This window comes from Ruegeria hyattellae, from assembly GCF_041537925.1.
Classification (GTDB): domain Bacteria; phylum Pseudomonadota; class Alphaproteobacteria; order Rhodobacterales; family Rhodobacteraceae; genus Ruegeria_C.
Genome location: NZ_JBGOSH010000004.1, coordinates 219,927 through 246,373 on the forward strand (window position 1 = coordinate 219,927; position 26,447 = coordinate 246,373).

Here is a 26,447-nt window from a genome sequence, read left to right on the forward strand (position 1 = left end):
AGGCATGTTCCGCGTCTGAAATGCTAAAATGGGTACTCTCAAACACGTCCGGGGCGACCGTCACTCACAACAGTTGCTCGGACGCGCGTATCATATTCGGCCACGCCGTAATCGCCAGCTATCGATTCCGATAGGAATTCAACCGATCAGCCCCAGTTGAACCGCGCGGACCAAGGCGGCTTCGCGCGTTGGCGCGTCCAGTTTGTCGCGCGCGCTGCGGATATGTGTCCGGACGGTGATCTCTGACAGGCCAAGCATCTCCGCGATGCGATCGTTGCGGTGTCCCTGCGCCAGATGGCCTAGCACCTCAATCTCACGTTTGGTCAACCGCGGGCCGTCCAGTAGGACATCGGCGATATCGTAGACGCGTCCATGGTCGCTTGGCATGTCCGCGCCGAGATTGGTGGCCAGCACGGTCGCGAGAATTCGCATCTCGCGCTGTTGGTGTCGCATCACGTCGTCGGCATCGGGACGGTCGGATGAGATCACTACCAGCTTCGCTTCGTTTTCGGGGCAGGGCACCACCAGCGAGTAGAGATGCATGTAGCCCGCGGATTTGAGGCCATGGTTCAACGCGACGACCTTTTCTGAATGGCGGCCTCCGTTTCGCAGGCTTGCGGCCCGAACATATAGGCTCTCGGTGCCGTTTCGGACCTGTGCAAGCATGGGGTCTCCGTTGGCGGAACCGCTTCGATCATAGAGTTCCAGCCAGTCTTTCGACATCGAGCTGCGAACCCAGTGAATATCGCCGCTTTCCGGCGAAAAGCAGAGTATGTTCAGCGCGTTGAACCCGACGCTTGCTAGTTGGGTCAAAACCAGCTCCCATCGGTCTTCATCATCGTGCAATTCCGAGAGGCAATCCAAAAGATTGACGGCAAAGGGAATGAGATTGTTCACTCGTACTCCGAAATCACTTTTTGGCGCATTGGCCGCAGTTCAATCCCGGCGACCATGCGCTATGCTGAGCATGATTTGCAAGGGAGCAGAACATGCCGAAATTGATTCGTCTTTACATCACGCAGGTTCTGATTGGGTTCGGTATCGCCGCGATATTCGTCGGCCTGCTGCTTTGGTTGGATGTCGCCAATCTTTGGACGCTGATTCAGCGCTCGGATGTGGCGGTTCTGGCCATCGGCATTTTGTGGTTCATGAATGGGATCGTCTTTGCCGGGGTGCAATTCGCCTGGGCCGTGATGAGCTTGGCCGAGAAAGACGACACACCGAAAGGCGGATCGCGTGTTGCGGTTGATCTTGTTCCGGTGCGGGCCACCGCAAATGCGGGCAAGAAAGCGCATTAACACTTTGATCCGGTAGGGAAAATGTGGCGGGACCACCAAGGATCAACCGTTAGGCTTTGATTCCCGAGGACCTGTATTTACAGGTGGGCGCCAGGTAAACGGGCCAGGACCCGAACAGAGCCAGCTCCCTCGGATTTGCTTAAGGCCACCAGAATGCTGCCTGTCACGAGAGGGGCAGAGCCCGCCACACGCCTAACTAGGGTGCGCGGCGGGTCATGGCAAGGGGGCAGGCGAAGATCAGGCCGGAACAACCTCGTTGATCGCTGCGCGCATCTCGCCGAAATGTTCGTCCCAGCCTTTGTCGAGCGCCAGAATGAGACCAAAGGCCTCGGCACCCTGCGGCAACCCCTCGTGTTCAAGACGCAACCTTGTGCCGCCCTCGACGCTTTCCAACGTCCATTTCACGATGCTCACCGCGTCGCCCATCGGTTTGACGGTAAAGGAATATTCCAGGTAGTCCGGCCTGCGCGCGGCCCTGACCTCGCCCCAGATCAGCAGATCACCGCTTTCGCGTCCGAACATCTCCAACTTGGCACCGGCTTCAAGTGGGCGTTCGGGTTTGTGGAACCATTCGGCCAGCTTGTCTGGTTCGGTCAGATAGGCCCAGACCGTCTCGCGGTCGGCGCGCAGATAGATGGATTTGTGCAGGACGGCGGGGGACGAAACAGCGATATTCATTCAAATTTTCCTTCGATGGCGGTTTTGAGTGTGGCAAGGCGGTCATCCCAGAACCGGTCGAAATAGGCGATCCAGTCGCGGACCGGGGACATGCCCTGCGGGTTCAGGCGGTTGATGCGTTCGCGACCGCGCGGCTCGACGGTGATCAGTCCGCCGTCGCTCAGCACGGTCAGGTGCTTCTTGACGGCGGCGCGGGTCATGTCGAAGTGGTCCGAGACCTCGGCGATGGTCATGTCCTGTTCGGACAGCATCACCAGGATCTCGCGCCGGGTCGGGTCCGACAGGGCACGAAAGGCAGGTTGTGGTGTGGTGGTCATCGGCAGTCCATTTGTGAAACAAAAAGGTATCACATAGATAGGATACCAAAAGGTATCACGTCAAGCCTGATTGTGGGTCTTGATTTTTGTTCACGAATTGTTCACCATCCCAACCATGATGCTCGATCTGCAACCCGGACGGAAACTGGCCCGCGGCGTCGCCCGGCACCTGACCAGCCATGGATTTGTTTCTATTGAGGAATTCGTGCCGACGCGCGGGCTGCGCGTCGATGTGATGGGGCTGGGGCCGAAGGGCGAGATCTGGGTGATCGAGTGTAAATCCAGTCGCGAGGATTTTCAGACCGACAGCAAGTGGCAGGGCTATCTGGACTGGTGCGACCGCTATTTCTGGGCCGTCGATACTGAGTTTCCCACCGATCTGCTACCCGACGAATCTGGCCTAATCATTGCCGACGCCTATGGTGGCGAGATCATCCGGATGGCACCTGAGGTTAAGCTGGCCGCCGCGCGGCGCAAGGTTTTGATCCAGAAATTCGCGGTCCATGCCGCACGTCGCCTGCAGATGCTGCGCGATCCGGGGCCGGGACGTTAGCGGTTACCGCTTCTGAGCAAGTGCTGCTTGTGCAGCGGCGCGGATTTCCTCGGCGATGTCTTCGGCTTCTTCAGGTTCGAAATCCATTGGGATCTCGACACCATCGGCCTCGATGAATAACCGGACCATGCCTTCATCGGTTGGGCCGATCTGCAGGTTGGCCACAATGTCGCGCTCGGTATTGATGCCCATGATCACCTCCGTGAATGAACGCCTCTGCTAGCCTGCAAAGGCTTGAGAATCAAGCGCGGTTCGGTCTGAGATGGGTCATGACCGACATTACCTTGCGCAGATTCGAGGCGGCAGATGCGGAGTGGCTGGTTGAGCAGCACAGGCGTCTCTATGCAAACGACGAAGGGTTCGACACGAGCTTTGGTGTGCTGGTAGCCGAAATCCTCGAGGCCTTCATCAATGAACACGACCCTGATTGCGAAAAGGGCTGGATCGCGGAGGAAAACGGCCAGCCGCTGGGTAGCATCTTCTGCGTCAAATTGGACGAAAAAACCGCAAAGCTGCGCTTGTTCCTACTGCTGCCCGAGGCGCGGGGCAGGGGGCTGGGTAAGCATATGCTTTTTGAATGTATGGGCTTCGCGCGGGCGCAGGGATATCGCGAGATGCGGCTCTGGACCCATGAAAGCCACCGCGCTGCCTGCGCGCTCTATGCCGCCAACGGGTGGGAGCTGCTGGACAGCAAACCGGTGCGCTCCTTCGGGGTCGATCTGGTCGAGCAAAGCTGGAAAATTGCGCTCTGACCCTCTTGCATTCTCAAGTCGGCTTGGGTACATCGCCCTTCACGAGTGCCGCCTTAGCTCAGTTGGTTAGAGCGCTGGATTGTGGATCCAGAGGTCGCCGGTTCGAATCCAGCAGGCGGTACCATATTTCTTCAACGTAGATGAAGCTCCAGCCGGAAATTTTTCAGGCCTTTTTTTCCGGCGCATGGTAGGATTCAAGGACGGCGCACCGATTATCTGCCAATGCACTAACGGCTTCCTTCCAGGAATGGTCAGGCTGGTAACCTCCTGTCATTAGCGGGGAATATCCGTCTCGAATTACTGGGTAGTGCACCCCTGGAACCGTGTTGACTTGCTTTCACAGAGTGAATTAGACGTCACTCCGGTAAGTGCGGGCCCTTAGCTCAGCTGGATTAGAGCAGGGAACTTCTAATTCTCAGGTCGGGGGTTCGAGTCCTCCAGGGCCCGCCAGACCATTCCTGACAGCTGACGTCCCTTTAGGAAGGTGAAGCTCTGCCTTGGCTGGCTGAACAAGAAACGTTGTGCCGTAAACATGAACAACTTCAACACTTTGCAATGGAAAGACCGCGATCGGGGATCGCGGCCTCATTCGATGATGTTGGGCTTCAGACAAGCTCAAAGACATCCGTGGGCAGAACCACCTCCATGTCGAGGAATCCGTCCACGACATCGACCGCATTGGAAAGGCCGTTGCCTATGACGGGGATGTTTCCCGTCACATCCGACAGCGTGGCCATCCAGCCGTCGAAGGCGACGGCGAATTGCTGGTCGACGGTGCTTTGCATCACCATGCCCGTCGCATATTCGGCCAGATCAACCGCGCCGGTGTTGAAGGCACCAAACTCGGACCTGGCCGTGAACGCGCCGTCGGTGAAGGCATCGGATATGTCGAAGCTCTGCCCGGATTCACCGTTCCAGATCGTCAGGGTTTCGACCGCCTTGTCAGCGTCCGACATGTTCTTGATCCGCAGGCTGGCACCGTCATTGACGATCACCAGATCCTTGCCGCCATCGACCCAGAACCGCAGATCACCAGCATCGAGGCCTCCGGCATCGCGCAACTCGATCGTGTCGGCACCCCCGGCGCCACCGGTCAGAGCGTCGATCCCGTCTTCGGCCAGATCAACCAGCCGGCCCGCGTCTTTCAAAGCATCGAAGCCTGCCTCGTCGATGGTGCCGTCGTCGTCGAAGTTGAAGACGTAGGTGTCTGCGCCCAGACCACCGATCATGTCACCCGTCGAAGACAGGATATCGTCGCCCGCGCCGCCGAACATCTGCGTGCCGGAATAATCCAGCAAAGAGCGGATATTGGCAGTGGCATCGGCAACCTCGTCGGTCACGCTCTGGATGGCGTCACCTGCGGCGTCGATCAGATCATCAAGCGGGTTGAGATCGGCAATCGTGTCTTTCACATTATGGGCGAAGTCGATCATCTCGTTGATGGGCGCAAAGACATCCACGCCGAGCAGATTGGAGACATCGAACGAGGGCAGATCCGGCAGAACCGCGGACATGAACAGATCGCCAAAAGTGTCGGTGTCGATCATCCAGTCCGCACCCTCTTGCCCGAATGAGAAGTTGAGCGTGTCCCCCGAGGTAAGCATCAGGTCGCTGTCGGCGCCACCCAGGGACAGGTTGAAGCTGCCGCCACCAAGGAAGATGTCATTGCCGTCCTGTCCCAGTTGGAAGCCCAGATCGCCACCGACATGGAAGAGATCGTTGCCGTCGCCCGCAAACTGGACGTTGAAGGCCGTGGGCAACTCATCCTTGATCATGTCCTTGACGGTGTCGGCCAGTTCCGCATCCTGATTGTCCTGCACGCTTTGTGCATCCGTGCCATCGGGCGCGCTGTCAGTGTCTGTCTTGTCCTCGACCGCGTCCGTCACGATCTCCTTGAGGGTGCTCCAGGTGCTGGAGGCCCAGGCCACCGGGTCGCCTTCGCTAGCCATGAGGTCACTGCCGCTGCCGCCGTGTTGCACCTGCAGGCCGACCTTGCCGCCAACCTTCATCGCCAGCATCACATCGCCATCGTCCCCACCTGATTGAACGCCGATCTGGCCAAGCCCAACGATTGCGTCGCTGCCCGCGCCACCGGACTGGACATTTGCCTGACCGCCGCCGAGCAGGACATCATTGCCCGCCCCGCCAACCTGTAGATTGCCACGACCGCCGCCAATCATGACGTCGGCGTCCGAGCCGCCCACCTGCAGGTTGCCGTAGCCACCGGCCAGCATCTTGTTCATACCGTCCTCTGTTGCGGACACCTCGAAATACTCTTCGATCGCATCGCGTGCGGCGTCGATATCCAGCGATCCGAGCTCGAAATCCTCGGGAATGGCTGACCAGATATGCGCACCGAACTGGACGTTGGATGCGCCCGCGCCGACCATCCAGTCGTCGCCCTCTGCACCGATCTGGATGTTCGAACTGCCTGCGCCGACCAGAACATCGCCGTCCTTTCCGCCGTGCTGGATATTCTGCAGGCCCACACCGACCAGCAGGTCTGCATCATCGCCGCCAAATTGCAGGTTCTGCTGACCCAAGGCGAACAGCTTGTCATCGCCCTCCTGACCGAATTGTACATTGGTGCTGCCACCGGCTCCCAGCACGTCGTTGCCACTGCCACCCCATTGCAGGTTGGCGGCCCCAACGCCAAGGATCGTGTCTGCCCCGGCTCCGCCCCACTGGCTGTTGCCAGCAGAGATGGCGATCATGGTGTCGTCACCTTCTTCGCCCGATTGCGCGGTGATCGTCAGTGACGCGGCCGTCATCTTGTCATTGCCAGCCCCGCCGAACATGGTGTTGGCCCCACCTGCGGCCTCCATCTGGTCGTTGCCGTTGCCACCGAAGAACGTGTTGACCCCGCCGAGGCCCTGGATCACGTCATCGCCGTCACCACCCGAGGCGGTGTTGATGCCGCCGATGGCCTCCAGCAGATCATCACCGTCTTTGCCGAAGATCGTGTTGATTCCACCCTTCGCGGTGATGTGGTCATCTCCATCGTCGCCGGAGGCGGTGTTGATGCTGCCCTTCAGCTCGATACGGTCATCGCCGTCGCCGCCAAAGAACGTGTTGACCGTCTTGCCCGCCAAAAGGACGTTGTCGCTGCCCTCGGCAACCATCGTGTCCTCTCCCGCACCACCAAAGGCAGTATTCACACCGCCAACCGCTTCAATCTGGTCATTGCCTTCTTCGCCAAACAGCGTGTTGACGCCACCCTCGGCAACCATCGTGTCGTTGCCGCTGCCACCCTTGGCGGTGTTGACGCCACCGCTGAGATCCATGCGGTCATTGCCCGCTTCGCCAAAAAACGTATTGACCCCGCCTTCGGCACTCATCCTGTCATTACCGGTGCCGCCTTTGGCGGTGTTCACACCGCCGGTTGCGACAATGACATCGTCGCCGCTATCGCCATAGAGGTTGTTGGTGCCGCCGATCCCCTTGATCGTGTCGTTGCCCTCTTCACCATGGGCGACATTGGTCACACCACGCGCCTCGATCACATCATTGCCGGTGCCGCCTTTCATGACATTCACGGCGCCTTTGCCGATCATCGTGTCATTATGGTAACCGCCATACATCCGGTTCGAGGCGCCGGTGCCGACCATGTAGTCATTGCCGGAATGTCCGTGCATCTCATTGTCGGCACCATAGCCGTAGATCGTGTCATGGCCCGAGCCGGCATCAAGGTGGTTGCTGGCGCCGTAACCATAGAGCTTGTCCTGATCGTTGCCGCCATAAAGCACATTGCGCGCGCCATACCCTTTGAGCACGTCGTTATGATCGCCACCGCTCAGCCGGTTATAGGCACCATAACCATAGAGGGCGTCATAGCCGCTTTCGCCATAAAGCTTGTTGGTCGCGCCATAGCCATAGAGCTTGTCGGATCCGGTGCCGCCAACGAGGTAGTTGTAGACGCCTTTACCTTTGATCGTATCGCTGCCGCTGCCACCATAGAGGTAATTCCGCGATCCCCAGCCCTCGACATAGTCATTGCCGGACCCGCCATAGAGCGTGTTCTTGTCAACGCTGTAGCCGTAGATCTTGTCATTGCCAGATCCACCATCCGCCTTGCTGCTCCAGCCGTATTTCTTGATCGTCTCGTGAATGCTTTTTTTCTTGAAGAGGCCCATCATCCAATTCCTTCTTCTGCTTGAACCCACCGGTTTGTCCCGGTGTCTGTGACTTCAAACTAAGAAGGAGGGTGTTGCGGGGTTATGGGGTCGATCCCCCAATTAGACCGTCGGCAGGCCCAAATAGAAGATCGTTCCCCGGCCTGGAACCGAGTCTGCGGTCAGGGTAATCCCGAGCTCTTCGGCTAGTTGGACGCAGACGGCGAGCCCGAACCCGTGCCCGTCAGAGCCTTCGGTTTTTGTGCCATGATTTTTGTATTGCTCGAATTCCTCTGGGGTGAAGCCCGCGCCCGTGTCGGCCACGCAGAGCCATACGCCGCCCGCACGGCGCCGAACACCCAGCACCACGCCGCCCTGCTGCGAATGCTTGATCGCGTTGACCACAAGATTGCAGACAATTCGCATCAAAGGCGCAGCGGGCAGGTTCGTGCGTAACGAGGTTTCAACGATGCGGAGTTCGAGGCCTTTCTTGGCGGCTTCGGGGGCAAACATGCGTTCAACGGAAGCAAAGATCATCGAGACGTCATAGGTCTCGTCGGCGGGTGGGTCGTCTTCAGTGTCCGCGTCAAGGCTGCCGTCTTCCATGTAGTTCGAGGTCAGGGATTCAATGTAATCCAAGGCTTCGCGCAGGCGCTCCTCGGTGTCTTGCGGCAACGAACCGGTCAGGCTGTCGAGCCTGAGGCGCAGGGATTGAACCGGCTGGCGAATGTCATGCGCGGCTGTTGCAAGTGTCCTCTGCCGCTGTGCTGCAAGCGCCTGTGCTTTGGCATAGTTCTTTTCTGATCCAGCCAGTTCCCGGCTCAGCTCCGCTTCCCGGGTGAGGGCTGCCATCTCGGCCTGCAGCGCCTCGTCCTGCGCCTGTCGCACCGCAAGGATCTGCGCCGTGAGGTTGGTCAACCCGCCAAGGATGAGCACCAGATAGAGCAGCTTGGACGTTGTGAGCAGCCCGAAGGGAGCCGGGATGACGGGGACGATGAGGGGTGCAAGCAAAATCAGAACGCCGCTCAACACGCAAAGACTCAGACCGCGCGCCAAACGACGGCTGACCGTGGATTTTCCAGCGGGAAGGCGCGTGCCGGCGGCTACGGCAACACACATCCCGATCAACAGGATATTTGCAAGAACGGCGGCAACCGGGCCCGGCGCCAGCAGTGAAAAGACGTAGAGCGCTACGCTTGCCCCGGCCAAACCCCGGCACAGCCGCGAGGCCAAGAAAGAAGCGCTGTGCCGAAACCCGATACCGGCTAGGACGAAGCCGAAACCCGATATGGCTAGGAACAGAAAAAAGCCGAGCGCGGACTGGACTTGGGGAATGTTGGGGTAAAGAAACCGGAAAAGCAGACCGTCCATATAGGCCAAAAACGCGAGACCCGTCAGGAAGAGCAGGGCGTAGAGCAAGCTCATGCCGTCGCGCAACGCCGCAAAAAAGGCAAGGAACACGCAGATCGCGGCTAGTGCAAAGGCATAAAACGCCGCCTGAACCGCGACGTCCCGAGCGATGCTCTGCGCCAGAAACGCCTCGCTTGCGAGAGTGAAATCTAGTGTCTGCACCGGACCGAACTTAAAATGAACCAGCAAGGTTCGCGTTGCCCCGGCAGGCAGGTCGAAGCTATGTGATTGCAGCTGCGCGCCTGCATGCTGGTCTGCCTGAAAGGGTCGGAACATCGAATAGCTCAGGATGTGATCCGCCGGGCCTTCGCCATAGGCGTAGATGTCGACTTCGCTGATCATCGGCACCCCAACGACGACCTTGCGGGAAATCGTCGTAGGCGACGTGATCTCGACCGCTCCCCACAACTCGGCGGCATGGTCACCTTCGAAGCGCTTCAGCGGCACGTCGCGGGCGAACTGCCCGGCGCGGTAGGCCTCCAGCATGGTGTCCGGCTCTGCGGCGGTGCCGCGCGCGAACACCATAAACGGAACAAGATCGACGACCGCCTCATCGCTCTCCACATCAAGAGCGGTGGAGGCGGCAGCCCAGATTGACAGCAATAACGCGATCAGGCCGGTCGCAAGTTTCGGGCTGGGACGCATCGTAAAGAACTCCGGACAAGGATCGTCCCATCAGACGGATAATCCCACACCGTGACAAGGTGTTGACCGCGAAATTGGGGGATCGACCTCAGTTGTGACCCGCCCCCTCGCCACGCTGGTGCGCATCATCCGCAGCGCGCAATTCGTCGGGGCTGACGACAAGATCCCTGTTTTTGTCCGTGATCCGGAAGGCGAAGCGATAGGCCGCGAACATGCGGACCTGCCTGGCCGTTGGTTGCCCGGCATCCGCCATCAGCCTGATGAAAGTCTTGAACTCGGAAAGTTGCAGTAGCGCATCCTGATTGGCATCCGCAGCCAGGAAAGCATCAATCTCCGTGGGTGTTGGTTTGAGCCCAGATGACTGTGCCGACGCGCCGACCGGCACCAATGCCGCGCCACTCAACAGGAAAACCCCAGACCGAAGATGGCTCACCCAATCCATGAGGGCCGAGCTTAGGGTCGCCACGCTCGCTTGACAACGACCGCGTGTCTCCGTCAGTTTTCCGCGAGCAGGCTGAAGGTCAGGCACCGTATCTTGAGAACATATACCGCGATCATTGCCGACGATCATGCCATTGTCCGTTCCGGACTGCGTGCAGCGCTTGAAACACCAGGCCTGATTGAACCCAGTGGTCTGAGCGTGGCTGCAGAGGCTGCGAACGGATTGGAATCCATCGCGGCAGTACGTGTGCACAAACCGCATCTGTTGCTGCTGGACGTGCAGATGCCGCTGGCAGGCGGGACCGAGGTTGTCCTGGAAACGCGCCGCTGGTCGCCGGATACAAAGATCGTAGTGCTGACCGGCATCTCCGCGATCGGGAAAATTTCCGAGTTGCTGGATACCGGCGTGGACGGGTTGTTTTCAAAGGCCACCGAAAACGCCGAACTTTATCGTGCCTTGCCGCTCATCTTGCGCGGAGGGCGCCACGTCTCGGAATATTTCCTGGGCCTGTTGGAAGCCGCGCCGGATAGCATTTCACTGACAGACCGGGAACGCCAAACGCTCAATCTCATTGTCGCCGGACGGAGCAACAAGGAGATGGCCGAACTGCTGGGCATCAGCCCGAAAACCATTGATCGGCATCGCACCAACCTGATGCAGAAACTGAACGTGCACTCTGTTGCGCAACTGATTGCCTTCGCCTTGCAGGAAGGCCTGATCGACCCGACTGCCGAATTGTGAACTGCGAAAAAGCGGCCTGTGCAAAGGATGTCCATTTATATGGACGCCGTCAGGAGGTTGGTCGATTTCTGGACTGCCAAGAGAGTATCTTCGCTGGAGAAAAGCGTTTCCTGTTTTGCAATCCCAATTCATCACTGCAGCGCGCTTCTACTTTACTGCCAGATCCGGCATTGCGACCTGCGTGTCCGTGAGAGCACTTGATTCTTGCAAAAAAGGACTCGGACAGTGCCGGTTGCGCTCAAGAGTACTTGGAGGATCGGGCTAGCCGCATTTCTCGACGGGCACCAATCGGTCCATCGGATCCAAATCGTAACCCCCAATCAATAGAGGGCTGCTGATGTCTGCTTGTCATTTTGCCCTTCTGGGGTCGATCAATGTCTAATCTGAGATCAGTTCGGGTTTGATCCGGCACGTTGGCACAGGTCAACACAATTACATTCGATATTTGGAACCTGCGTCATGGGCAGTTCGCTGGGCCAGTTTGAACTGCCCGATCATTGCGGAACGGGCAGCCGAAGAATAGCGCGCTGATTTGTACCAGCTATCGGATGCGTCGCAGAACCTGCTTATACAATACGCCTGTGGCTGGTTGCATCGCAAAGGCGCAGTAGCGGCTGGGCCGGGCTTTGTACCGGTCGCCGGATCGTGTGCGACCGCCAGTTACCTGGTCGCTGCAATGGGTCATGATGACACTTCGGACAGGCTCGTCGACGGTGCCGGGCAGCGGTTCGACAGAATGCCAATAGGCCGTTGCCGGGACGCCGAATGTGATGTGCGACGAGGCTTCGATCTTCGCAGTAAGCGCAGATGTAGGCGGCGCGGCCATGATACATGGTTTCAAGTCGGCGATTACTGTGCTGATCGACGTGGAGCCCGAAGCCTTTGCGAAAAAGGTGGCGCTGGACAACCGGAATGCGGCCTGTCGCCATTTCTGCATCTGGTTGGCGCACAACAACGTGCTTTCGCATGCCCAACATGCGCGCATGACCGACTGAAGATGGGTCAACGGCCCCAAGGGCTTTGCGCCAGCACCTTGGCGGCATTGGAGTGTCTGCTGTGAGAAACTCTGCTGACTCGACCGCGACATCAACAAAAAGTCGAAAGTGGGATCTCCGCACAATCAGCGCCCTATGGACGTGATGAATGTCACCGTCCTGTTTGGGTAAGTTCAAACTATACTTGGGAGGATTTCTGTGGGGCGTAATACTGCCCGATCCAAAGATCGTATCGGCCCCGGCTTGCATTTCGAGTGGCAGTTGGGCGCTCAGCGGTTCAGCCCAGCGCAAATACAAGGCTGGTTACTTGCCGACAGTTTCGATCCGCGCATTGCCGCGCAGGCCTCAGGGTTGAAATTCTCACCACAAGACGTCGCGGCTGAATATGCGGTTTCGTTTCTAGCGTTCGTGAAAGTCATGGCCATGCGAACGCCATGGTCAGGACTTCGGAAACAGCGTTGTCTCAGTCAAGCAGTTTTGCGACGAATGCGCACCTTTAGCCCGCTCTGAGCGGTACTGAATCCACCCGCCAACCACAACAAATAGTCACTCCACATTGATTGTCTGGTGCAGCTTGCCGGTGGTCTTGTCGAAGATAAGAATGCGGTTATCGTCGGTGACGACCGCATACCAGTTCGGGCCAATGGTGACGGCCTGCGCGCGTGCACCGTCGGGCAGTTCGACATCTTCGGGCAAAGTGGGGGTGCGGTCACTCAGGCGGATGACAATCAGCGCGAATGTCAGTAGAACCCCGCCGATCATAACTGCCGTCAACGCCATGACCATCCGTCTGAGCAGCCTGAGCTGCGGTGTTTCCTGCGGTATTTCGGGTTCGGAAGGAACAGACATGGGCACCCGCCAGATTGACTTCGTGATCGCGGCAGCACCACCGCCCCGCCTTGATAAGGCGCTTTCGAGGGATGTGCCAGACGAGGCGGCGCTGTCGCGTACCAGACTGGCGCGGTTGATCGGCGAGGGGGCAGTGAGTGTGGACGGGGCTGTCACCACCGATGCCAAGGCGCGGGTTGCGGAGGGGGCCGTGATCTCGATCACTGTCGAGGCCGCCGGGGAGAGCCATATAGGGCCCGAGGCGATCGCGCTGGATGTGATCTGGGAAGATGATGATCTGATCGTCGTGAACAAGCCCGCTGGTATGGTGGTGCATCCGGCGCCGGGCTCACCCAGCGGCACTTTGGTGAACGCCTTGCTGCATCATTGTGGTGACGCGCTTTCAGGCGTGGGAGGCGTCAAGCGGCCGGGCATCGTGCACCGGATAGACAAGGAAACCAGCGGGTTACTGGTGGTTGCCAAATCCGATGCGGCACATCAGGGGCTGGCGGCACAATTCGAGGCGCATAGTGTCGAGCGGTACTACCAGGCACTCTGTTATGGCGTGCCCGATGCCAGCGACCCACGCCTGCGCGGTGTCAAAGGGGCAAGTTTCGAGGCAGGCAATATCCTGCGGATGACGACGCAATTGGCTCGCCACAAGACCGATCGCCAGAAACAGGCGGTCACTTTCCACGGCGGACGGCATGCCGTGACCCGCGCACGGGTGATCGAACGTTTCGGGCAGCCTTCCGTCGCGGCGTTGGTGGAGTGCTGGCTGGAAACCGGGCGCACCCATCAGATCCGGGTGCATATGGCCCATGCGGGCCATGGGTTGATCGGCGACCCGGTCTATGGCGGGCGGCGGAAACTTGCTGCCAAAGCGCTATCGGAACAGGCCCAACAGGCGGTTCAAGGATTCCCAAGACAGGCCCTGCATGCGGCCGTTTTGGGGTTTGATCATCCTCTGAGCGGTAAAAAACTGCGCTTTGAGGCAAATATGCCTGACGATATGGCAGACTTGGCCGACGCATTGCGCGCGCCGCTCTCATAATTCGCAAAACACCGTGAGAAAGGCCTTCTCACCTTTCCTTAACAGTAAGTTAATCGGAAACTGGTAACACCCTCTTGAACGGACAGCATAGGTGACCCATATGCTATGTTAAGAGGATAAACATCATTCCGGAGGGACAACGGATATGTCAAATTACGCAAATCTACCCGCACCCACCCCTGAAGGCGGTCTGAACCGCTATATGCAGGAGATTCGCAAATTTCCCCTGCTGGAACCGGAAGAGGAATACATGCTCGCCAAGCGCTGGGTCGAAGAGCAGGATACCGAATCCGCCCACAAGATGGTGACCTCGCATCTGCGTCTCGCGGCGAAGATTGCGATGGGTTATCGTGGCTATGGGCTGCCGCAGGCTGAAGTGATCTCTGAGGCCAATGTGGGCCTGATGCAGGCGGTCAAAAAGTTTGACCCCGAAAAGGGCTTTCGTCTGGCGACCTATGCGATGTGGTGGATCCGCGCCTCGATCCAGGAATATGTTCTGCGCTCGTGGTCGATGGTCAAGTTGGGGACCACGTCGGCCCAGAAAAAGCTGTTCTTCAACCTGCGCAAGGCCAAGGCCCGTATCGGCGCGCTGGAAGAGGGTGATCTACGGCCCGAGAATGTTGCGCGGATCGCCAATGATCTGGGCGTGACCGAAGCTGAGGTGGTCAGCATGAATCGGCGCATGTCCGGTGGTGACGCCTCGTTGAACGCCACGGTCGGTTCCGAAGGCGAAGGCACCATGCAATGGCAGGACTGGCTGGAGGATGAGGATGCCGACCAGGCTGGCGATTACGAGGCGCGTGACGAGCTTGAAGCGCGGCGCGAATTGCTATCCGAGGCGCTTTCGGTTCTGAACGACCGGGAAAAGGACATTCTGACTCAACGCCGCCTGATGGACCAGCCGGTCACGTTGGAAGAACTGAGCGGCCAGTACAATGTCAGCCGCGAACGCATTCGCCAGATCGAAGTACGCGCCTTTGAGAAACTGCAGAAGAAGATGCGCGAACTGGCCCGCAACAAGGGCATGCTCGCCACGGCGTGATGCGTTGCTAAGAAACGAAAAACAGCCCGCCGATCCCGGCGGGCTGTTGCGTTTCGAGCCACGGTATCAGGCGAACAGGAAGTCATCCGCGTCCAGTTGATGCGCGCGCACGCCGATAAGGCTGAGCCGGTCGCCATCGTCCAGATCGATCACGGTCCGAAAGAACCGACCACTGATGTGGTCCTCGATGTCGTGGAAATTGTCGATCCCCTCATAGCCGGTCAGATCGATCTTGTCGCGGCCAACGCGGAAATCCAGGATCGTGTCGTGGTCGTCGCCGTTCTCAAAGACAAAATTGTCCTTGCCCCAGCCGCCGAAGATGTAGTCATTGCCATCGCCGCCATCGATCACGTCCTTGCCGCCTCCGCCGAAAATTTTGTCATGGCCCTCGTCGCCGCGCAGGATGTCCTTGCCCCAACCGCCACCGATCACATCGTTTCCGGAGCCGCCAAGCACGATGTCATGCCCATTGCCGGCCCAGATGATGTCGCGCCCGCCATTGCCGTCGATGAAGTCGTTTCCCCGACCGGTGAAGTTGAAAGAACTGCCGTCATCATCCAGAATGAAATCGGTATTGGGCTGGGACAGGATCCCGGTCACCGAGACCGGAAGCAGCACGCCGTCCAGAACATGGATGATTCCGTTGGTGGCCTTGATGTCGAAGGCGACCAGACCGGGATCAGCGATACCGTCGTCGGCATCGCCCAGGCTGGGTGGAACGCTTTCGAGGTTCAGCGTCACCGAGCCGCCCTGAAGTGTGCCGATCTCGGCCCCGTTGCCCAGTCCGGCCACGGCCTCCAGGTCAAAGGCGCCATTGACCACGTGATAGGTCAGAACATCGGTTAGTAGCGGAATCGGGTCACCGCCGCCAAGCAGGGTCAGCGCATCGACGATATGGGCCAGCGATCCGGACTCGTCCGACCCGCCATAGCCAAGCGCCTGCGCCAGCCCGATAAAGGCGGCGTCGGTGGGGGCGAAGACGGTCAGCGATACTGCATCACTGTCCAGATCGTCGGCAAGCCCGGCGGTGATCACCGCGTCGCGCAGCAGATCGAAATCGCCATTATCCGTGTCGTATGTTCCGGGCGCACCGCTGTTCAGTACAATCCCGGTCAGTGTTTGTGTCGTGTCCATGTCTGGGAACCTCCAACCCTGTTTTTTGTGCTTCCCTGCTGATGAACGACCGCGTGTGAGTGGCGCGTCTTTGCGTTGGGAAGATGACAGGTTTACGGCGCGGGAGGCGTCGTGGATCAGGGGTGGGCTCTACACGAAGCCGTGATCGGCGGCCCCCTGCCGGTCACGGGCGCAAGGCTGCCGAGCAGGTCCTCAGGACAGTTTCGGCGTCTGGTAGAGTTTGACCTTCAGCCCGCCATGGGCTACCGGCGGGCCGGGTGACTGAAAGGGCAGCGCGGTGGCCTTCGCCAGCCCGCCATCACTGGTGATCACGCCCACGCGCCAGCCCGAGAACCGCTCTTTCATCACCTGCCCGAACGCACCGTACAGCCCAAACAGGAGTTTCTTGTTGCCGATCCGTGCCCCATAGGGCGGGTTGACGATCACAAGGCCCGGTGGCCCATCGGGCGGAACGATATCGCTGATTGCCGCCCGGTGAAAACGGGTGATACCGTCGACACCAGCGGCTTCGGCATTGCGTATACTGTTGGCGATGGCCCCGTCATTGCGGTCCGAGCCATAAAAGCGCCTGTCGGTGGAATTGGGCGTCTCGGCGCGGCGCATTTCGTCCCAGATCTGGACATCAAAGCTTGCCAGTTTCTCAAACGCAAAACTGCGCGAGCGGCCCGGTGCGCGCCCGATGGCGATCTCTGCGGCCTCCAGCACGAAAGTGCCCGAGCCGCACATCGGGTCATAGACCGGCTCGCTGCCGTCAAAGCGGCATTGGCGTAGGAACATCGCGGCCATGGTCTCGCGCATCGGGGCCTTGCCGACGGCAGGTTTGTGGCCCCGCTTGTGCAAACTTTCGCCAGAAGTATCGAGGCTTATGGCGCAAAGGTCATCCTCGATCCGGACTTTAACGGCCAGGTCCGCCTTGGGGTCGATTTGGGCTCCAAGTACCTCTGACAAGGCGCGCTCGATCCGTTGTGCGGCGGCCTTGGCGTGGTAGATTTTCGATTTGCGGCAGGTCACCTCGACCCGCACAGGGACATCAGCGCGCAGCGTCTCGGCCCAGGGAAACTTGCGCGCCCGTTTGTCGAGCTGGGCGAGGTGAAAGGCGCGAAAAGCCCCGATGCGCACCAGCACACGGGTGGCCCCGCGCAGCCACAGGTTGGCGCGCCAGACATCGGGCCAATGCCCCTGAACGGTCACGCCGCCGGGCGAGACGATGGGGGCGTCAAAGCCAAGCGCGCGCGCTTCCTCGGCCAGCGGCTGTTCCAGTCCCGGCGTCACCACCAGAAAAATCTCGAAAGGCTCGGTCTTGTCCATCCGCCCTGCTTATCGGCAAAGCGGGGCGGGTTCGACCGGTTTCTGCGCCCTCATTGCAGGCGCGCGCGCAAGACGCGCACCATGTTCTCGCCCATCACCTTGCGGATCTGCGCCTCATTCAGCCCCTGATCCATCAGGGCCGATGTCAGTGCGGCCAGTTCCGACGTGTCAAAGGCGGTTTCGACCGAGCCGTCGAAATCGGACCCCAGCGAGACGTGATCTTCGCCCAGCACATCCACTGCCGCCACGATCATCTTGGCAATGCCCGCGGGCGTGATGTCGCCACAGGTGACATCGGCCCAGTATCCCATGCCGATAACGCCGCCTGTCTGGGCGATCTCGATCATCAGATCATCGGGATAGTTCCGCTTGACCGGGCAGAAGCTATGCAGCCCGGTATGGCTGACGATAAGCGGTATGTCGGTCATCGCGATCACATCGCGCGCAACCTGCGGGCTGGAATGGGCCAGGTCGATCACCACCGGCCGCGTTGCAAGTTCGGCCACCAGTGCGCGCCCGAAATCGGTCAGCCCGCTGTCTTCCTGACCATGCAATGACCCGCCCGCTGCGTTGTCGAAGAAATGCTGCAACCCATAGACCCGATGCCCCGCATCAAAGATCGGGTCGAGATTTGCCATGTCCCCCTCAAGCGGATGCGTGCCCTCGATTCCCAGAATACCGCCAACGATCTCTTCTCCGTTTGCCTTGGCGGCCAGAACCGCGTCCAAATCGGCACGTGTCCTGATGATCTTCAGGCGACCATCAGAGTCGGCCTCGACCCTGTGCAGCTTCTCGGCCTGATAGATCGCGCGTTCCTTCAAGCTCTCCCAGGTCCGTAAAGGCCAGCGCTGAATGATGGCAAGAAGGGTGATGTTGTCGCGGGCCTCTGCGTCGTTGTGGTCGTAACTCTGACCGGCGGGGGATTTGGTGACGGCGGTGAAGACCTGCAGCGCCACATTGCCCTCGATCAGACGGGGGATGTCGACCCGACCCCGACTACCGCGCTGGGTCAGGTCACGGTTCCAGAGCAGGGGATCGGCATGCAGGTCGCCCACGATCAGGGTCTCATGCAGAGCGGCAGCAGGGCCAGAGACCGGGTAGGGGGCATGCTCGATCACGTTGTTCCGGCTTGCCTCGACATAGGCCGGCGCATAGCAAAACACCGCGATCGCACCAACAACCACGGCTATAAACACAAGCCCGATCACGCACTTCTGCACCCTCAGCATCTTGTCTCTCTCCCTGCTGTGACAGGCGCAGCGAAGCTGGACGGGACGCAAAGGAAAGCCCGGTGTTGAGTTGGTCGGGGCGGTGCTGGCGGAGATCGCAGAAACCGCTATGATAGCGGACCTGAAACGGAGGTTTGACATGGCGGGCGGATGGGCGCGTGACGGTGCGGTGAGCGAACAGATTGAGGCGTCGATCTCGGACGAGTTGGCGCGGATGAAAGCCGCCAAACGCCCCGTTGGCGACAGCCTGACCCATTGCGCCGATTGCGAAGAACCCATCCCCGAAGCCCGGCGGCAGGCGCTGCCGGGCGTCAAACTGTGCATCGAATGCCAGCAGGATCGCGATGCGTCCTTCAAGCCGCGCGCGGGGATCAACCGGCGTGGATCGAAGGACAGTCAGTTGAAGTGATCCGGCCCCATCCGCTGCGGGTGCAGACGCGGAAGCCCGACCCGGATATGCTTGGCGGATATGGACCAACAGAGAGGATATTCGAATGAAAAGTATGATTACCGCCGCACTGCTGGCCATTCCCGTTCTGGGCATGTCCGGACCAATCGCCGTCGCGCAAGACACCAGCATGAGCTTTTTCATCACCAGTGTTGGCTTGGGCAAGGGCGGTGATCTTGGCGGGCTTGAGGGTGCGGATGCCTATTGCTCCCAGCTTGCTGAGGCGGCGGGCACCACCGGCAAGACCTGGAGGGCCTATCTGAGTACGCAGGAACAGGGCAAGCGCGGCATCTCGGCGCGGGACCGGATCGGGGCAGGGCCCTGGCACAATGCGCAGGGTGTTCTGATCGCGACCAATCTGGACGAGCTGCATCTGAACCCCAATATTGTCAAATCGACCGCCTTGGACGAAAATGGCGATCTGGTGAAAGGGCGCGGCGACTCGCCAAACGAGCATGACATCCTGACGGGCACGATGTCTGACGGCACCGCCTATTTCCCGCGTGAGGAAGCCGACCGGACCTGCAGCAACTGGACCAGTTCAGACGAAGGCAGTGCCACGGTCGGTCACCATGACCGCCATGGCGGTGGGAATACCTCGTGGAATGCGGCGCATAATTCTCGCGGGTGCTCGCAAGAGGCTCTGACACAAACCGGTGGTGCCGGTCTGTTCATGTGTTTTGCGACCAACGAGTGAATCTGGGCCGGCCCCTGCAAACGGGGCCGGTTACTGCTGAGGCGCTCAGCCCTCCATCGCTTCCAGTTCGTCGATCATGTCCGAGATCATGCTGAGCCCCTTGTCCCAGAATTTCGGATCGCTGGCATCCAGACCGAACGGTGCCAGAAGCTCTTTGTGGTGCTTGGAGCCGCCGGCTTTCAGCATGTCGAAATACTTCTCTTCGAAGCCGTCCGCGCCGTCCGCATAGACCGAGTAGAGCGCGTTCACCAAGCCGTCGCCAAAGGCATAGGCATAGACGTAGAAGGGCGAGTGGACGAAGTGGGGGATATAGGCCCAGAAACTCTCATAGCCCTCCATGAACTCGAATGCCGGACCAAGCGATTCCGCCTGCACCGACATCCAGAGCGCGTTGATGTCATCCGGCGTCAACTCGCCCTCGCGCCGGGCGGCGTGCAGCTTGCATTCGAAATCGTAGAACGCGATCTGGCGGATCACGGTGTTGATCATGTCCTCGACCTTGCCCGCCAGCAGGATCTTGCGCTGCTCGGGGCTTTCCGCTGCATCCAGCATCTTGCGGAAGGTCAGCATCTCGCCAAACACGCTCGCGGTTTCGGCCAGCGTCAGGGGGGTCGAGGACAGCATCTCGCCCTGATCTGCGGCCAGAACTTGATGCACGCCATGGCCCAGCTCATGGGCAAGGGTCATCACGTCGCGTGGTTTACCCAGATAGTTGAGCATCACATAAGGATGCACTTCGGTCACCGTGGGGTGGGCAAAAGCGCCGGGCGCCTTGCCGGGTTTCACGGCAGCGTCGATCCAGCCCTTCGAGAAGAAGGGCGCCGCCAGCTCGCCCATGCGCGGGTCGAAGGCTTTATAGGCGTCCATCACCGTTTTCTCGGCCTGCGCCCAGTTGACGATGCTTGTGTCTTCCATCGGCAGTGGCGCGTTACGGTCCCAGACCTGCATAACGTCCAGCCCCAGCCACTTGCGCTTGAGTTCATAGTACCTATGGCTGAGCTTGGGATAGGCGGCCACAACCGCCTCGCGCAGCGCTTCGACCACCTCAGGTTCTACATCGTTGGACAGGTGCCGCCCGGTCTGCGCCGTGGGCATTCCGCGCCAGCGGTCGACGATTTCTTTTTCTTTGGACTGGGTGTTGTGGACGCGGGAAAAGGTCTTGATGTTCTCGCCAAAGACCCGCGCCAGTTCGCGGCTTGCCGCCTCGCGCTTGGCGCGATCCTGTTCGGTCAACAGGTTGAGCGTGCCTTCGATGTTCAACTCGTCGCCGTCGACGGTGAAGGTCAGCCCGGCGATAGTTTCGTCAAAAAGCCGCTCCCAGGCGTCACCGACAACGCCCAGATCATGCAGGAATTTCTCAAGCTCGTCGCTCAGTTGATAGGGTTTCATGGCGCGAATGCGGCGGAAGACCGGTGCGTAGCGGGCCAGATCGGCATTCTGCTCCAGCAGCGCTGCCAGATGGTCATCCTCCAACCTGTTCAGTTCCAGCGTGAAGAAGACCAGCGGTGTGGTGAAAATGGTGATTTTCTCCTGCATGTCGGACATGAACTTCGCCCGGTCCGCATCGGTGGTCAGTTGGTAATAGCGCAGGCCCGCAAAGGACATGATCCGACCGGCGGTGGCGCTGATCTTTTCGTTGCGCTCGACGCAGCGCAGCAGGCCTGCGCCATCCAGATCGCTCAGCTTGCCCTCGTAATCGGTGGCAAAACCGGCGCATTCGCCTTCCAGCCAGTCCAGGTCGCGGGCCAGTTCTGGGGCATCTTCGCCGGTATAGAGATCGCTCAGATCCCATTCCGGCAGATCGCCGAGATTGTCGGTGCCTCTGGCGGCATTTGCGTCACGAACGGGAAAGGGATGGTTGAGCATGTGGGCCTCGCAAACTGCTTTCCCCGACATTTAGTTGCCGGGTCCGGCGATCACAAGACGGATCGCCGTGTGGGCGCGCAATGTGAAGGAAAGTTTAGGTGCTCAGCATAGGGCATGTCGCATTGATGGCGAAGAAACTGGCCAGCCGGTCATAGACCGGGCCACGCACCTCTGGCGGCTCCATCAGAACCTCGTGTTCGCCGTCGGGAATTTCGATCAACTCTCCCTTCGGCCAGCCTGCCATGCGCGCGCGGATCGCCTTGCGGTCGACGATTTGCTCGTGGCTGCCAAGCACGGCGATGCAGGGTGTGTCGGGTGCGGGGCGTTCGGATAGATCCTGGCATTCATCCAGTGCCTCGCGCAGCCAGATGGTTGAAGGCGCGCCCAGTGACAATTCGGGATGCGCGCGCAACTGGTCCTTCATCATCTCGTACATGCCCGGGTCGCGGGTCAGGATGTTGCCCTCGAACGGTTGCGAGGCGACATAGCTGTCCAGCGTGGTGGTCGGTGGAATCTTGTGACCCAGACCAACTTTCGGCCCCCAATAGGCGGTCACCCAGCTGAGCGGTTTCATGACGGGCGTAAAGAAGATGCCCCACATCGGCCCGGTAAAGGCGCAACTGGCAACAGCGGTCCCCTCATAGATGGCACGCAGACCGATCGCCCCGCCCATCGAGTGGCCGATTATGTGATAGGGGCGCGGCAGATCCAGCGCGGCGGCGGCGTCGAACACTGCCTTCACATCGTGCTGGTAATCCACGAAACGGTCCACATGGCCGACGCGGCGGTCATCCAGCGGCCTGTCTGCCAACCCCTGTCCGCGCCAGTCGATGGCCAGAAACGCAAATCCCCGCGCTGTGAACTCGCGCGCCGCGTCGCCATATTTCTCAACATATTCGGTGCGGCCGGGGAACATCAGGACGGTGCCCTGCGCATCACCCTCGGGCCGCCAATGCCCAATCCGGATGCAGACATTGTCCGCAGTGGTCAGCCAATGGGCCAGACCCCCGGTCGGACCGCCGGCCACATCTTCAAAGAGGGGGGCCGGCGACATCTTCATCAGGCCAGAACCGAGGCAAGTTGCATGGCCAGGCTCATGTCTCCGTCAACGGTCAGGCGGCCGGACATGAAGGCGCCGGTCGCGTCAAGATCGCCGCCAACGATTTGCTGAAATGTTTCGGCATCCGCGCGCAGGGTCACATCGGCGGTATCATCGCCAATGCGGGCGCCGCTGCCGTCCAGCATGATCGCGCCCAGATCGGCAATGTCGAATTTCGCGGTCGCGGAAAACGCGCCACCGGCAAGTTTTTCGTTCAGGACGCTGACGGCCTGGTCAAGTAATTCGCTCATGGTCTTCCTTTATCTTGCGCCCGTGCGGTGGTTGGACATTGTGACGGGCGACGCTACAGTGAACACTGTTATGACCATTGCATACCCCATACTCAAAGATATCGTAGCGGCAATCTTCGTCATAGTGATGTTTTCCGGGTCTGGACATTCACAGGAAGCCGATATCAACGACGAATCGCAGTTGTTGGCGGCATTGGCGCTGGCCGACGAGTCGCAGGCCCGGCGCCTGAACCGGCAATTGCAGTCACTATGGTCGAAATCCGGCTCACCCTCGGCGGATCTGCTGCTCCAGCGCGGGCGTGACGCGCTTGAGGAGGACGACCTTGATACCGCGATCGAGCATCTGACGGCGCTGACCGATCACGCGCCGGATTTCGCCGAAGCCTGGCACGCCCGCGCCTCGGCCTATTTCGCCGCCGATCTGCTCGGACCGGCAGTGGCGGATCTGGAGCGTGCGCTGGCGCTTAACCCCAACCAGTATGACGCGATTTTCGGACTTGGTCTGATATTCGAGGCGCTGGATCGTCCGCAACAGGCCTATCGGGCCTATGAGCGCGCGCTAGCTATACATCCCCATCACGAGCAAGTAACCACTGCCATGAATCGACTGCAATCCCACGTTGAGGGGCGGTCACTCTGAGGCCCGGCGAACCGGGCAGGGGGCGAAGGTGAACGGGTCATCCCGGATCGTGGCCGTTCTTGGCCCGACCAACACAGGCAAAACGCATTACGCGATCGAGCGGATGCTGGGGTATCGCACGGGCATCATCGGCCTGCCGCTGCGGCTTCTGGCGCGCGAGGTTTTTGACCGGATCGTTGCTGCGCGCGGTCCGTCTGTCGTGGCGCTGGTCACCGGCGAAGAGCGCATCGTGCCGCCGCGCGCGCAATACTGGGTCTGCACGGTCGAGGCGATGCCCGAAGGGATGGGCGCCGATTTCCTCGCCATCGACGAGATCCAGCTTTGCGCCGATCCCGAGCGAGGCCATGTCTTTACCGACCGCCTGATGCGGTCACGCGGCACCCATGAGACGCTGTTTCTGGGTGCCGACACGATGCGCGGTCCGATCCGGGCGCTGGTACCTGAGGTGGAATTCGTACGCCGCGACCGGATGTCGCAACTGGTTTATTCCGGCTCGAAAAAGATCAGCCGGATGCCGCCGCGCAGCGCCATAGTCGGGTTCTCGGTCGATAATGTCTATGCCATTGCCGAACTGATCCGCCGCCAGAAAGGTGGTGCTGCGGTGGTGATGGGCGCGCTCAGCCCGCGCACGCGCAACGCGCAGGTGGCGCTCTATCAGAATGGCGAGGTGGATTATCTGGTGGCGACCGACGCCATCGGCATGGGGCTGAACCTTGATATCGACCATGTGGCCTTTTCCGCGCTCAGCAAGTTCGACGGTCGGCGGATGCGCCCCTTGGCCCCAAACGAACTGGCCCAGATCGCGGGCCGCGCCGGGCGGGGCATGTCGGATGGCACATTCGGCGTCACCGGCGAGGCCCCCAAGCTGGATGAAGGCATGGCGCAGGCGATCATGGACAGCCGCTTCACGCCGCTGAAAAAGCTCAACTGGCGCAATCCCGATCTGCGCTTCGGTTCGGTCGAGGCACTGATCGACGCGCTGGAACAGGCCCCGAAAGACGAGACCTTGCTCAAGGCGCGTCCAGCCGATGACCTGCTGGCACTCAAAACGCTCTCGCAACAGACCGAGATAATGGCCCGCGCCAGCGATGTGGCCTCGGTCCGGCTGCTATGGGATGTTTGCCGGGTGCCGGATTTCCGGGGCATCAGCCACGCCGAACATGCCAGCCTGCTGGAAGTCATATTTGGCCACCTGCATGAGCGCGGCAGTATCCCGAACGATTTCATGGCCCGCCAGATTCGACGCATCGACCGAACGGACGGGGATATCGACACATTGTCGAAACGGTTGGCATATATCCGCACGTGGACCTATGTCGCGCAACGGAACAACTGGGTTGCCGACGAATCACATTGGCGTGACGAAACGCGCGCTGTAGAAGACAGGGTGTCGGATGCTCTGCATGACCGTCTGACCCAGCGATTTGTGGATCGGCGCACATCCGTATTGTTGCGCCGGCTCAAACAGAAGGAGGCCCTTTTGGCCGAAGTGAATGATAAAGGTGAAGTGACCGTCGAAGGCGAATTCGTCGGCCGTTTGGAAGGGTTCCGGTTCAGCCCGGACAAAAGCGCGCAGGGCGCCGAGGCGAAGGCGTTGAAAACCGCGTCGTTGCAGGCGCTGGCACCGCAGTTCCATCTGCGGGCCGACCGGTTCTACAATGCACCCGACACCGAGATTGATTACACCGATCAGGGCGGCCTGATGTGGGGCGAATACGCGGTCGGCAAGCTGGTTGCCGGGGACGACCCGATGAAACCGCAGGTCGAGGTGTTTGTCGACGAGGCTGCCGGTCCGGATGTGGAACAGAAGGTGCAGCGCCGGTTGCAGCATTTCATCGACCGCAAGGTTGCGGCCCTGTTCGAGCCGCTGCTGAACCTGTCCCGTGACGAGGAACTGACCGGGCTGGCGCGGGGCTTTGCCTTCCGCATGGTCGAGGCGCTGGGCATCCTGCCGCGCGCGCAAGTGGCGCAAGAGGTCAAGGACCTGGATCAGGACGCCCGCGGCGCGCTGCGCAAGCACGGCATCCGGTTCGGCCAGTTCACCATCTTCATGCCGCTCTTGCTGAAACCCGCGCCGACGCGCCTGCGTCTGGTGCTGTGGTCGCTCAGCCAGGGACTTCAGATGTTCCCTGACGCCCCGCCACCCGGCTTGGTGACCGTGCCTGCGGATGTTTCGGCACCCAAAGGCTATGACACCATGTGCGGCTATCGCACCGCCGGCGAACGCGCGATCCGCATCGACATGCTGGAACGACTCGCCGACATGCTGCGCAGCGAGGACAGCCGGGGCGGGTTCGAGGCCAAGCCCGACATGCTCTCGATCACCGGCATGACGCTGGAACAGTTTTCCGTCCTGATGCAGGGGCTGGGTTACAACGCCGAACGCGGCGAACGCGAGAAGGTGAAAGCAAAGCCCGAGGTGGATGCGAAACCCGCCGAGGCCGACGCCAAAACAGAGGCGCCCGCCGAGGCCGCCAAGGTCAGTGAAGCCTCGACCGAAGACAGCCCGGCAGAAACGCCGGTTGCCGAACCCGAGGCAAGTGCCGACGCTATTGCTGCCGACGTCAAACCTGAGGAGGCCGCACCCGCAGAGGCACCGGTTGAGACCGCCAAGACCCGTGAGACCGCAGCGCCGACCGAGCCCGAAGTCGAAGTGTTCTTCACTTTCACCTGGGGTCGCAATCGTCAGGCAGGCCGTGGGCCGCGGCGGGATCAGAAACAAGGCCGGGGCGCACCGCGCGGGGACAAGCCGCAGGGCAAGCCGCGCCATAAACCCGGCGGCAAAAAGGGCGGGGCACCCAAGAAGGGGGCCAAGACCTTCTCGTCGCGCCCGCCCAAATCGGACAAGCCCATCGACCCGGACAATCCTTTCGCGGCGCTGATGGCGCTGAAAGAGGGTAAGTAGCGG

General features: G+C 60.3%; 25 protein-coding genes and 2 tRNA genes. 13 read left to right on the top strand and 14 right to left on the bottom strand.

The features are described from left to right. Positions 1 to 138 precede the first annotated feature (138 nt). Positions 139 to 897, bottom strand: coding sequence for a helix-turn-helix transcriptional regulator (locus AB1E33_RS11855; RefSeq protein WP_372577489.1), 759 nt, complete (start codon positions 895 to 897; stop codon positions 139 to 141). A gap of 92 nt (positions 898 to 989) precedes the next feature. Between AB1E33_RS11855 and AB1E33_RS11860 the strand changes: the two genes are divergently transcribed. Further along, complete coding sequence (locus tag AB1E33_RS11860; protein WP_372577490.1) at positions 990 to 1,298, top strand: hypothetical protein; 309 nt, start codon at positions 990 to 992, stop codon at positions 1,296 to 1,298. 237 nt (positions 1,299 to 1,535) lie between these two features. Here the strand turns inward: AB1E33_RS11860 and AB1E33_RS11865 are convergent, their stop codons facing one another. Both AB1E33_RS11865 and AB1E33_RS11870 read right to left on the bottom strand, forming a co-directional pair. Further along, on the bottom strand, positions 1,536 to 1,976 hold the full coding sequence (locus tag AB1E33_RS11865; RefSeq protein ID WP_372577491.1) for an SRPBCC family protein: 441 nt from the start codon (positions 1,974 to 1,976) through the stop codon (positions 1,536 to 1,538). Next, the gene (locus AB1E33_RS11870) at positions 1,973 to 2,293 is read right to left on the bottom strand and encodes an ArsR/SmtB family transcription factor (RefSeq protein WP_372577492.1); all 321 of its coding nucleotides are present in this window, start codon (positions 2,291 to 2,293) and stop codon (positions 1,973 to 1,975) included. The genes AB1E33_RS11865 and AB1E33_RS11870 overlap by 4 nt, the downstream gene beginning before the upstream one ends. Positions 2,294 to 2,408: 115 nt before the next feature. On the opposite strand from AB1E33_RS11870, the gene AB1E33_RS11875 reads away from it, so the two are divergent. Continuing rightward, complete coding sequence (locus AB1E33_RS11875) at positions 2,409 to 2,846, top strand: MmcB family DNA repair protein (protein ID WP_372577493.1); 438 nt, start codon at positions 2,409 to 2,411, stop codon at positions 2,844 to 2,846. Between the two features lie 3 nt (positions 2,847 to 2,849). Here AB1E33_RS11875 and AB1E33_RS11880 read toward each other — a convergent pair whose 3' ends face one another. Further along, entirely contained in the window at positions 2,850 to 3,038 is a 189-nt protein-coding gene (locus tag AB1E33_RS11880; protein ID WP_372577494.1) for a DUF6324 family protein, read from the bottom strand. Between the two features lie 77 nt (positions 3,039 to 3,115). Here AB1E33_RS11880 and AB1E33_RS11885 point away from each other — a divergent pair, with 77 nt between their 5' ends. The 3 genes from AB1E33_RS11885 (at position 3,116) to AB1E33_RS11895 (ending at position 4,048) form a co-directional block, all read left to right on the top strand. Further along, on the top strand, positions 3,116 to 3,598 hold the full coding sequence (locus AB1E33_RS11885; protein WP_372577495.1) for a GNAT family N-acetyltransferase: 483 nt from the start codon (positions 3,116 to 3,118) through the stop codon (positions 3,596 to 3,598). Positions 3,599 to 3,645: 47 nt separating this feature from the next. Beyond that, positions 3,646 to 3,722 (top strand) — tRNA-His (locus tag AB1E33_RS11890). A gap of 248 nt (positions 3,723 to 3,970) precedes the next feature. Beyond that, positions 3,971 to 4,048, top strand: a tRNA-Arg gene (locus AB1E33_RS11895). A 155-nt stretch (positions 4,049 to 4,203) separates the two neighbouring features. On the opposite strand, the gene AB1E33_RS11900 is transcribed toward AB1E33_RS11895, so the two are convergent. The 3 genes from AB1E33_RS11900 to AB1E33_RS11910 form a co-directional block, all read right to left on the bottom strand. Continuing rightward, entirely contained in the window at positions 4,204 to 7,734 is a 3,531-nt protein-coding gene (locus AB1E33_RS11900; protein WP_372577496.1) for a hypothetical protein, read from the bottom strand. 99 nt (positions 7,735 to 7,833) lie between these two features. Further along, positions 7,834 to 9,765, bottom strand: a complete 1,932-nt coding sequence (locus tag AB1E33_RS11905) for a sensor histidine kinase (protein ID WP_372577497.1) — start codon at positions 9,763 to 9,765, stop codon at positions 7,834 to 7,836. 88 nt (positions 9,766 to 9,853) lie between these two features. Beyond that, a complete protein-coding gene (locus AB1E33_RS11910) occupies positions 9,854 to 10,336 on the bottom strand; it encodes a hypothetical protein (RefSeq protein ID WP_372577498.1) in 483 nt (160 codons plus the stop codon). Here AB1E33_RS11910 and AB1E33_RS11915 point away from each other — a divergent pair. Both AB1E33_RS11915 and AB1E33_RS11920 read left to right on the top strand, forming a co-directional pair. After that, the gene (locus AB1E33_RS11915; RefSeq protein WP_372577499.1) at positions 10,301 to 10,948 is read left to right on the top strand and encodes a LuxR C-terminal-related transcriptional regulator; all 648 of its coding nucleotides are present in this window, start codon (positions 10,301 to 10,303) and stop codon (positions 10,946 to 10,948) included. The genes AB1E33_RS11910 and AB1E33_RS11915 overlap by 36 nt on opposite strands. Positions 10,949 to 11,772: 824 nt before the next feature. Further along, positions 11,773 to 11,943, top strand: a complete 171-nt coding sequence (locus tag AB1E33_RS11920) for a hypothetical protein (RefSeq protein WP_372577500.1) — start codon at positions 11,773 to 11,775, stop codon at positions 11,941 to 11,943. A 546-nt stretch (positions 11,944 to 12,489) separates the two neighbouring features. Here the strand turns inward: AB1E33_RS11920 and AB1E33_RS11925 are convergent. Further along, complete coding sequence (locus tag AB1E33_RS11925; protein ID WP_372577501.1) at positions 12,490 to 12,792, bottom strand: DUF6476 family protein; 303 nt, start codon at positions 12,790 to 12,792, stop codon at positions 12,490 to 12,492. On the opposite strand from AB1E33_RS11925, the gene AB1E33_RS11930 reads away from it, so the two are divergent. Both AB1E33_RS11930 and rpoH read left to right on the top strand, forming a co-directional pair. Continuing rightward, positions 12,791 to 13,825: an RluA family pseudouridine synthase gene (locus tag AB1E33_RS11930; RefSeq protein ID WP_372577502.1), complete on the top strand. Its 1,035-nt coding sequence runs from the start codon at positions 12,791 to 12,793 to the stop codon at positions 13,823 to 13,825. The two genes, AB1E33_RS11925 and AB1E33_RS11930, sit on opposite strands and share 2 nt — an antisense overlap. 145 nt (positions 13,826 to 13,970) lie before the next feature. Beyond that, positions 13,971 to 14,867 (top strand): RNA polymerase sigma factor RpoH, encoded by an 897-nt coding sequence (gene rpoH, locus AB1E33_RS11935; RefSeq protein WP_372577503.1) that lies wholly within the window; start codon positions 13,971 to 13,973, stop codon positions 14,865 to 14,867. Between the two features lie 66 nt (positions 14,868 to 14,933). Here the strand turns inward: rpoH and AB1E33_RS11940 are convergent, their stop codons facing one another. The 3 genes from AB1E33_RS11940 to AB1E33_RS11950 all read right to left on the bottom strand — a co-directional run bounded on the left by AB1E33_RS11940 (position 14,934) and on the right by AB1E33_RS11950 (position 18,538). After that, positions 14,934 to 16,001: a fasciclin domain-containing protein gene (locus AB1E33_RS11940; RefSeq protein ID WP_372577504.1), complete on the bottom strand. Its 1,068-nt coding sequence runs from the start codon at positions 15,999 to 16,001 to the stop codon at positions 14,934 to 14,936. Positions 16,002 to 16,193: 192 nt separating this feature from the next. Then, positions 16,194 to 17,309: a THUMP domain-containing class I SAM-dependent RNA methyltransferase gene (locus AB1E33_RS11945; protein WP_372577505.1), complete on the bottom strand. Its 1,116-nt coding sequence runs from the start codon at positions 17,307 to 17,309 to the stop codon at positions 16,194 to 16,196. A 50-nt stretch (positions 17,310 to 17,359) separates the two neighbouring features. Continuing rightward, complete coding sequence (locus AB1E33_RS11950; protein ID WP_372577506.1) at positions 17,360 to 18,538, bottom strand: dipeptidase; 1,179 nt, start codon at positions 18,536 to 18,538, stop codon at positions 17,360 to 17,362. A 139-nt stretch (positions 18,539 to 18,677) separates the two neighbouring features. Here AB1E33_RS11950 and AB1E33_RS11955 point away from each other — a divergent pair, with 139 nt between their 5' ends. Together AB1E33_RS11955 and AB1E33_RS11960 are read left to right on the top strand one after the other, a co-directional pair. Next, on the top strand, positions 18,678 to 18,947 hold the full coding sequence (locus AB1E33_RS11955; RefSeq protein ID WP_372577507.1) for a DksA/TraR family C4-type zinc finger protein: 270 nt from the start codon (positions 18,678 to 18,680) through the stop codon (positions 18,945 to 18,947). An 85-nt stretch (positions 18,948 to 19,032) separates the two neighbouring features. Then, on the top strand, positions 19,033 to 19,683 hold the full coding sequence (locus AB1E33_RS11960; RefSeq protein WP_372577508.1) for a hypothetical protein: 651 nt from the start codon (positions 19,033 to 19,035) through the stop codon (positions 19,681 to 19,683). 45 nt (positions 19,684 to 19,728) lie between these two features. On the opposite strand, the gene AB1E33_RS11965 is transcribed toward AB1E33_RS11960, so the two are convergent. The 3 genes from AB1E33_RS11965 to AB1E33_RS11975 all read right to left on the bottom strand — a co-directional run bounded on the left by AB1E33_RS11965 (position 19,729) and on the right by AB1E33_RS11975 (position 22,899). Then, positions 19,729 to 21,549: a M3 family oligoendopeptidase gene (locus AB1E33_RS11965; RefSeq protein WP_372577509.1), complete on the bottom strand. Its 1,821-nt coding sequence runs from the start codon at positions 21,547 to 21,549 to the stop codon at positions 19,729 to 19,731. Between the two features lie 94 nt (positions 21,550 to 21,643). Continuing rightward, positions 21,644 to 22,609 (bottom strand): alpha/beta hydrolase, encoded by a 966-nt coding sequence (locus AB1E33_RS11970; RefSeq protein ID WP_372577510.1) that lies wholly within the window; start codon positions 22,607 to 22,609, stop codon positions 21,644 to 21,646. Continuing rightward, entirely contained in the window at positions 22,609 to 22,899 is a 291-nt protein-coding gene (locus AB1E33_RS11975; RefSeq protein WP_372577511.1) for an SCP2 sterol-binding domain-containing protein, read from the bottom strand. The genes AB1E33_RS11970 and AB1E33_RS11975 overlap by 1 nt, the downstream gene beginning before the upstream one ends. A gap of 70 nt (positions 22,900 to 22,969) precedes the next feature. On the opposite strand from AB1E33_RS11975, the gene AB1E33_RS11980 reads away from it, so the two are divergent. After that, positions 22,970 to 23,539 carry a tetratricopeptide repeat protein gene (locus tag AB1E33_RS11980; protein WP_372577512.1) on the top strand — a complete coding sequence of 190 codons (570 nt, stop codon included), beginning with the start codon at positions 22,970 to 22,972 and terminating at the stop codon, positions 23,537 to 23,539. 28 nt (positions 23,540 to 23,567) lie between these two features. Then, a complete protein-coding gene (locus tag AB1E33_RS11985; protein WP_372577513.1) occupies positions 23,568 to 26,444 on the top strand; it encodes a helicase-related protein in 2,877 nt (958 codons plus the stop codon). The last annotated feature ends 3 nt before the right edge of the window (positions 26,445 to 26,447 follow it).

What these genes read in the sequence shown, in the direction of transcription:
- AB1E33_RS11860 (WP_372577490.1), top strand. Translation starts at nt 990, where the DNA reads ATGCCGAAATTGATTCGTCTTTACATCACGCAGGTTCTGATTGGGTTC.
- AB1E33_RS11865 (WP_372577491.1), bottom strand. Translation starts at nt 1,976, where the DNA reads ATGAATATCGCTGTTTCGTCCCCCGCCGTCCTGCACAAATCCATCTAT.
- AB1E33_RS11870 (WP_372577492.1), bottom strand. Translation starts at nt 2,293, where the DNA reads ATGACCACCACACCACAACCTGCCTTTCGTGCCCTGTCGGACCCGACC.
- AB1E33_RS11875 (WP_372577493.1), top strand. Translation starts at nt 2,409, where the DNA reads ATGATGCTCGATCTGCAACCCGGACGGAAACTGGCCCGCGGCGTCGCC.
- AB1E33_RS11880 (WP_372577494.1), bottom strand. Translation starts at nt 3,038, where the DNA reads ATGGGCATCAATACCGAGCGCGACATTGTGGCCAACCTGCAGATCGGC.
- AB1E33_RS11885 (WP_372577495.1), top strand. Translation starts at nt 3,116, where the DNA reads ATGACCGACATTACCTTGCGCAGATTCGAGGCGGCAGATGCGGAGTGG.
- AB1E33_RS11900 (WP_372577496.1), bottom strand. Translation starts at nt 7,734, where the DNA reads ATGATGGGCCTCTTCAAGAAAAAAAGCATTCACGAGACGATCAAGAAA.
- AB1E33_RS11905 (WP_372577497.1), bottom strand. Translation starts at nt 9,765, where the DNA reads ATGCGTCCCAGCCCGAAACTTGCGACCGGCCTGATCGCGTTATTGCTG.
- AB1E33_RS11910 (WP_372577498.1), bottom strand. Translation starts at nt 10,336, where the DNA reads ATGATCGTCGGCAATGATCGCGGTATATGTTCTCAAGATACGGTGCCT.
- AB1E33_RS11920 (WP_372577500.1), top strand. Translation starts at nt 11,773, where the DNA reads ATGATACATGGTTTCAAGTCGGCGATTACTGTGCTGATCGACGTGGAG.
- AB1E33_RS11930 (WP_372577502.1), top strand. Translation starts at nt 12,791, where the DNA reads ATGGGCACCCGCCAGATTGACTTCGTGATCGCGGCAGCACCACCGCCC.
- AB1E33_RS11925 (WP_372577501.1), bottom strand. Translation starts at nt 12,792, where the DNA reads ATGTCTGTTCCTTCCGAACCCGAAATACCGCAGGAAACACCGCAGCTC.
- rpoH (WP_372577503.1), top strand. Translation starts at nt 13,971, where the DNA reads ATGTCAAATTACGCAAATCTACCCGCACCCACCCCTGAAGGCGGTCTG.
- AB1E33_RS11940 (WP_372577504.1), bottom strand. Translation starts at nt 16,001, where the DNA reads ATGGACACGACACAAACACTGACCGGGATTGTACTGAACAGCGGTGCG.
- AB1E33_RS11945 (WP_372577505.1), bottom strand. Translation starts at nt 17,309, where the DNA reads ATGGACAAGACCGAGCCTTTCGAGATTTTTCTGGTGGTGACGCCGGGA.
- AB1E33_RS11950 (WP_372577506.1), bottom strand. Translation starts at nt 18,538, where the DNA reads ATGCTGAGGGTGCAGAAGTGCGTGATCGGGCTTGTGTTTATAGCCGTG.
- AB1E33_RS11955 (WP_372577507.1), top strand. Translation starts at nt 18,678, where the DNA reads ATGGCGGGCGGATGGGCGCGTGACGGTGCGGTGAGCGAACAGATTGAG.
- AB1E33_RS11960 (WP_372577508.1), top strand. Translation starts at nt 19,033, where the DNA reads ATGAAAAGTATGATTACCGCCGCACTGCTGGCCATTCCCGTTCTGGGC.
- AB1E33_RS11965 (WP_372577509.1), bottom strand. Translation starts at nt 21,549, where the DNA reads ATGCTCAACCATCCCTTTCCCGTTCGTGACGCAAATGCCGCCAGAGGC.
- AB1E33_RS11970 (WP_372577510.1), bottom strand. Translation starts at nt 22,609, where the DNA reads ATGAAGATGTCGCCGGCCCCCCTCTTTGAAGATGTGGCCGGCGGTCCG.
- AB1E33_RS11975 (WP_372577511.1), bottom strand. Translation starts at nt 22,899, where the DNA reads ATGAGCGAATTACTTGACCAGGCCGTCAGCGTCCTGAACGAAAAACTT.
- AB1E33_RS11980 (WP_372577512.1), top strand. Translation starts at nt 22,970, where the DNA reads ATGACCATTGCATACCCCATACTCAAAGATATCGTAGCGGCAATCTTC.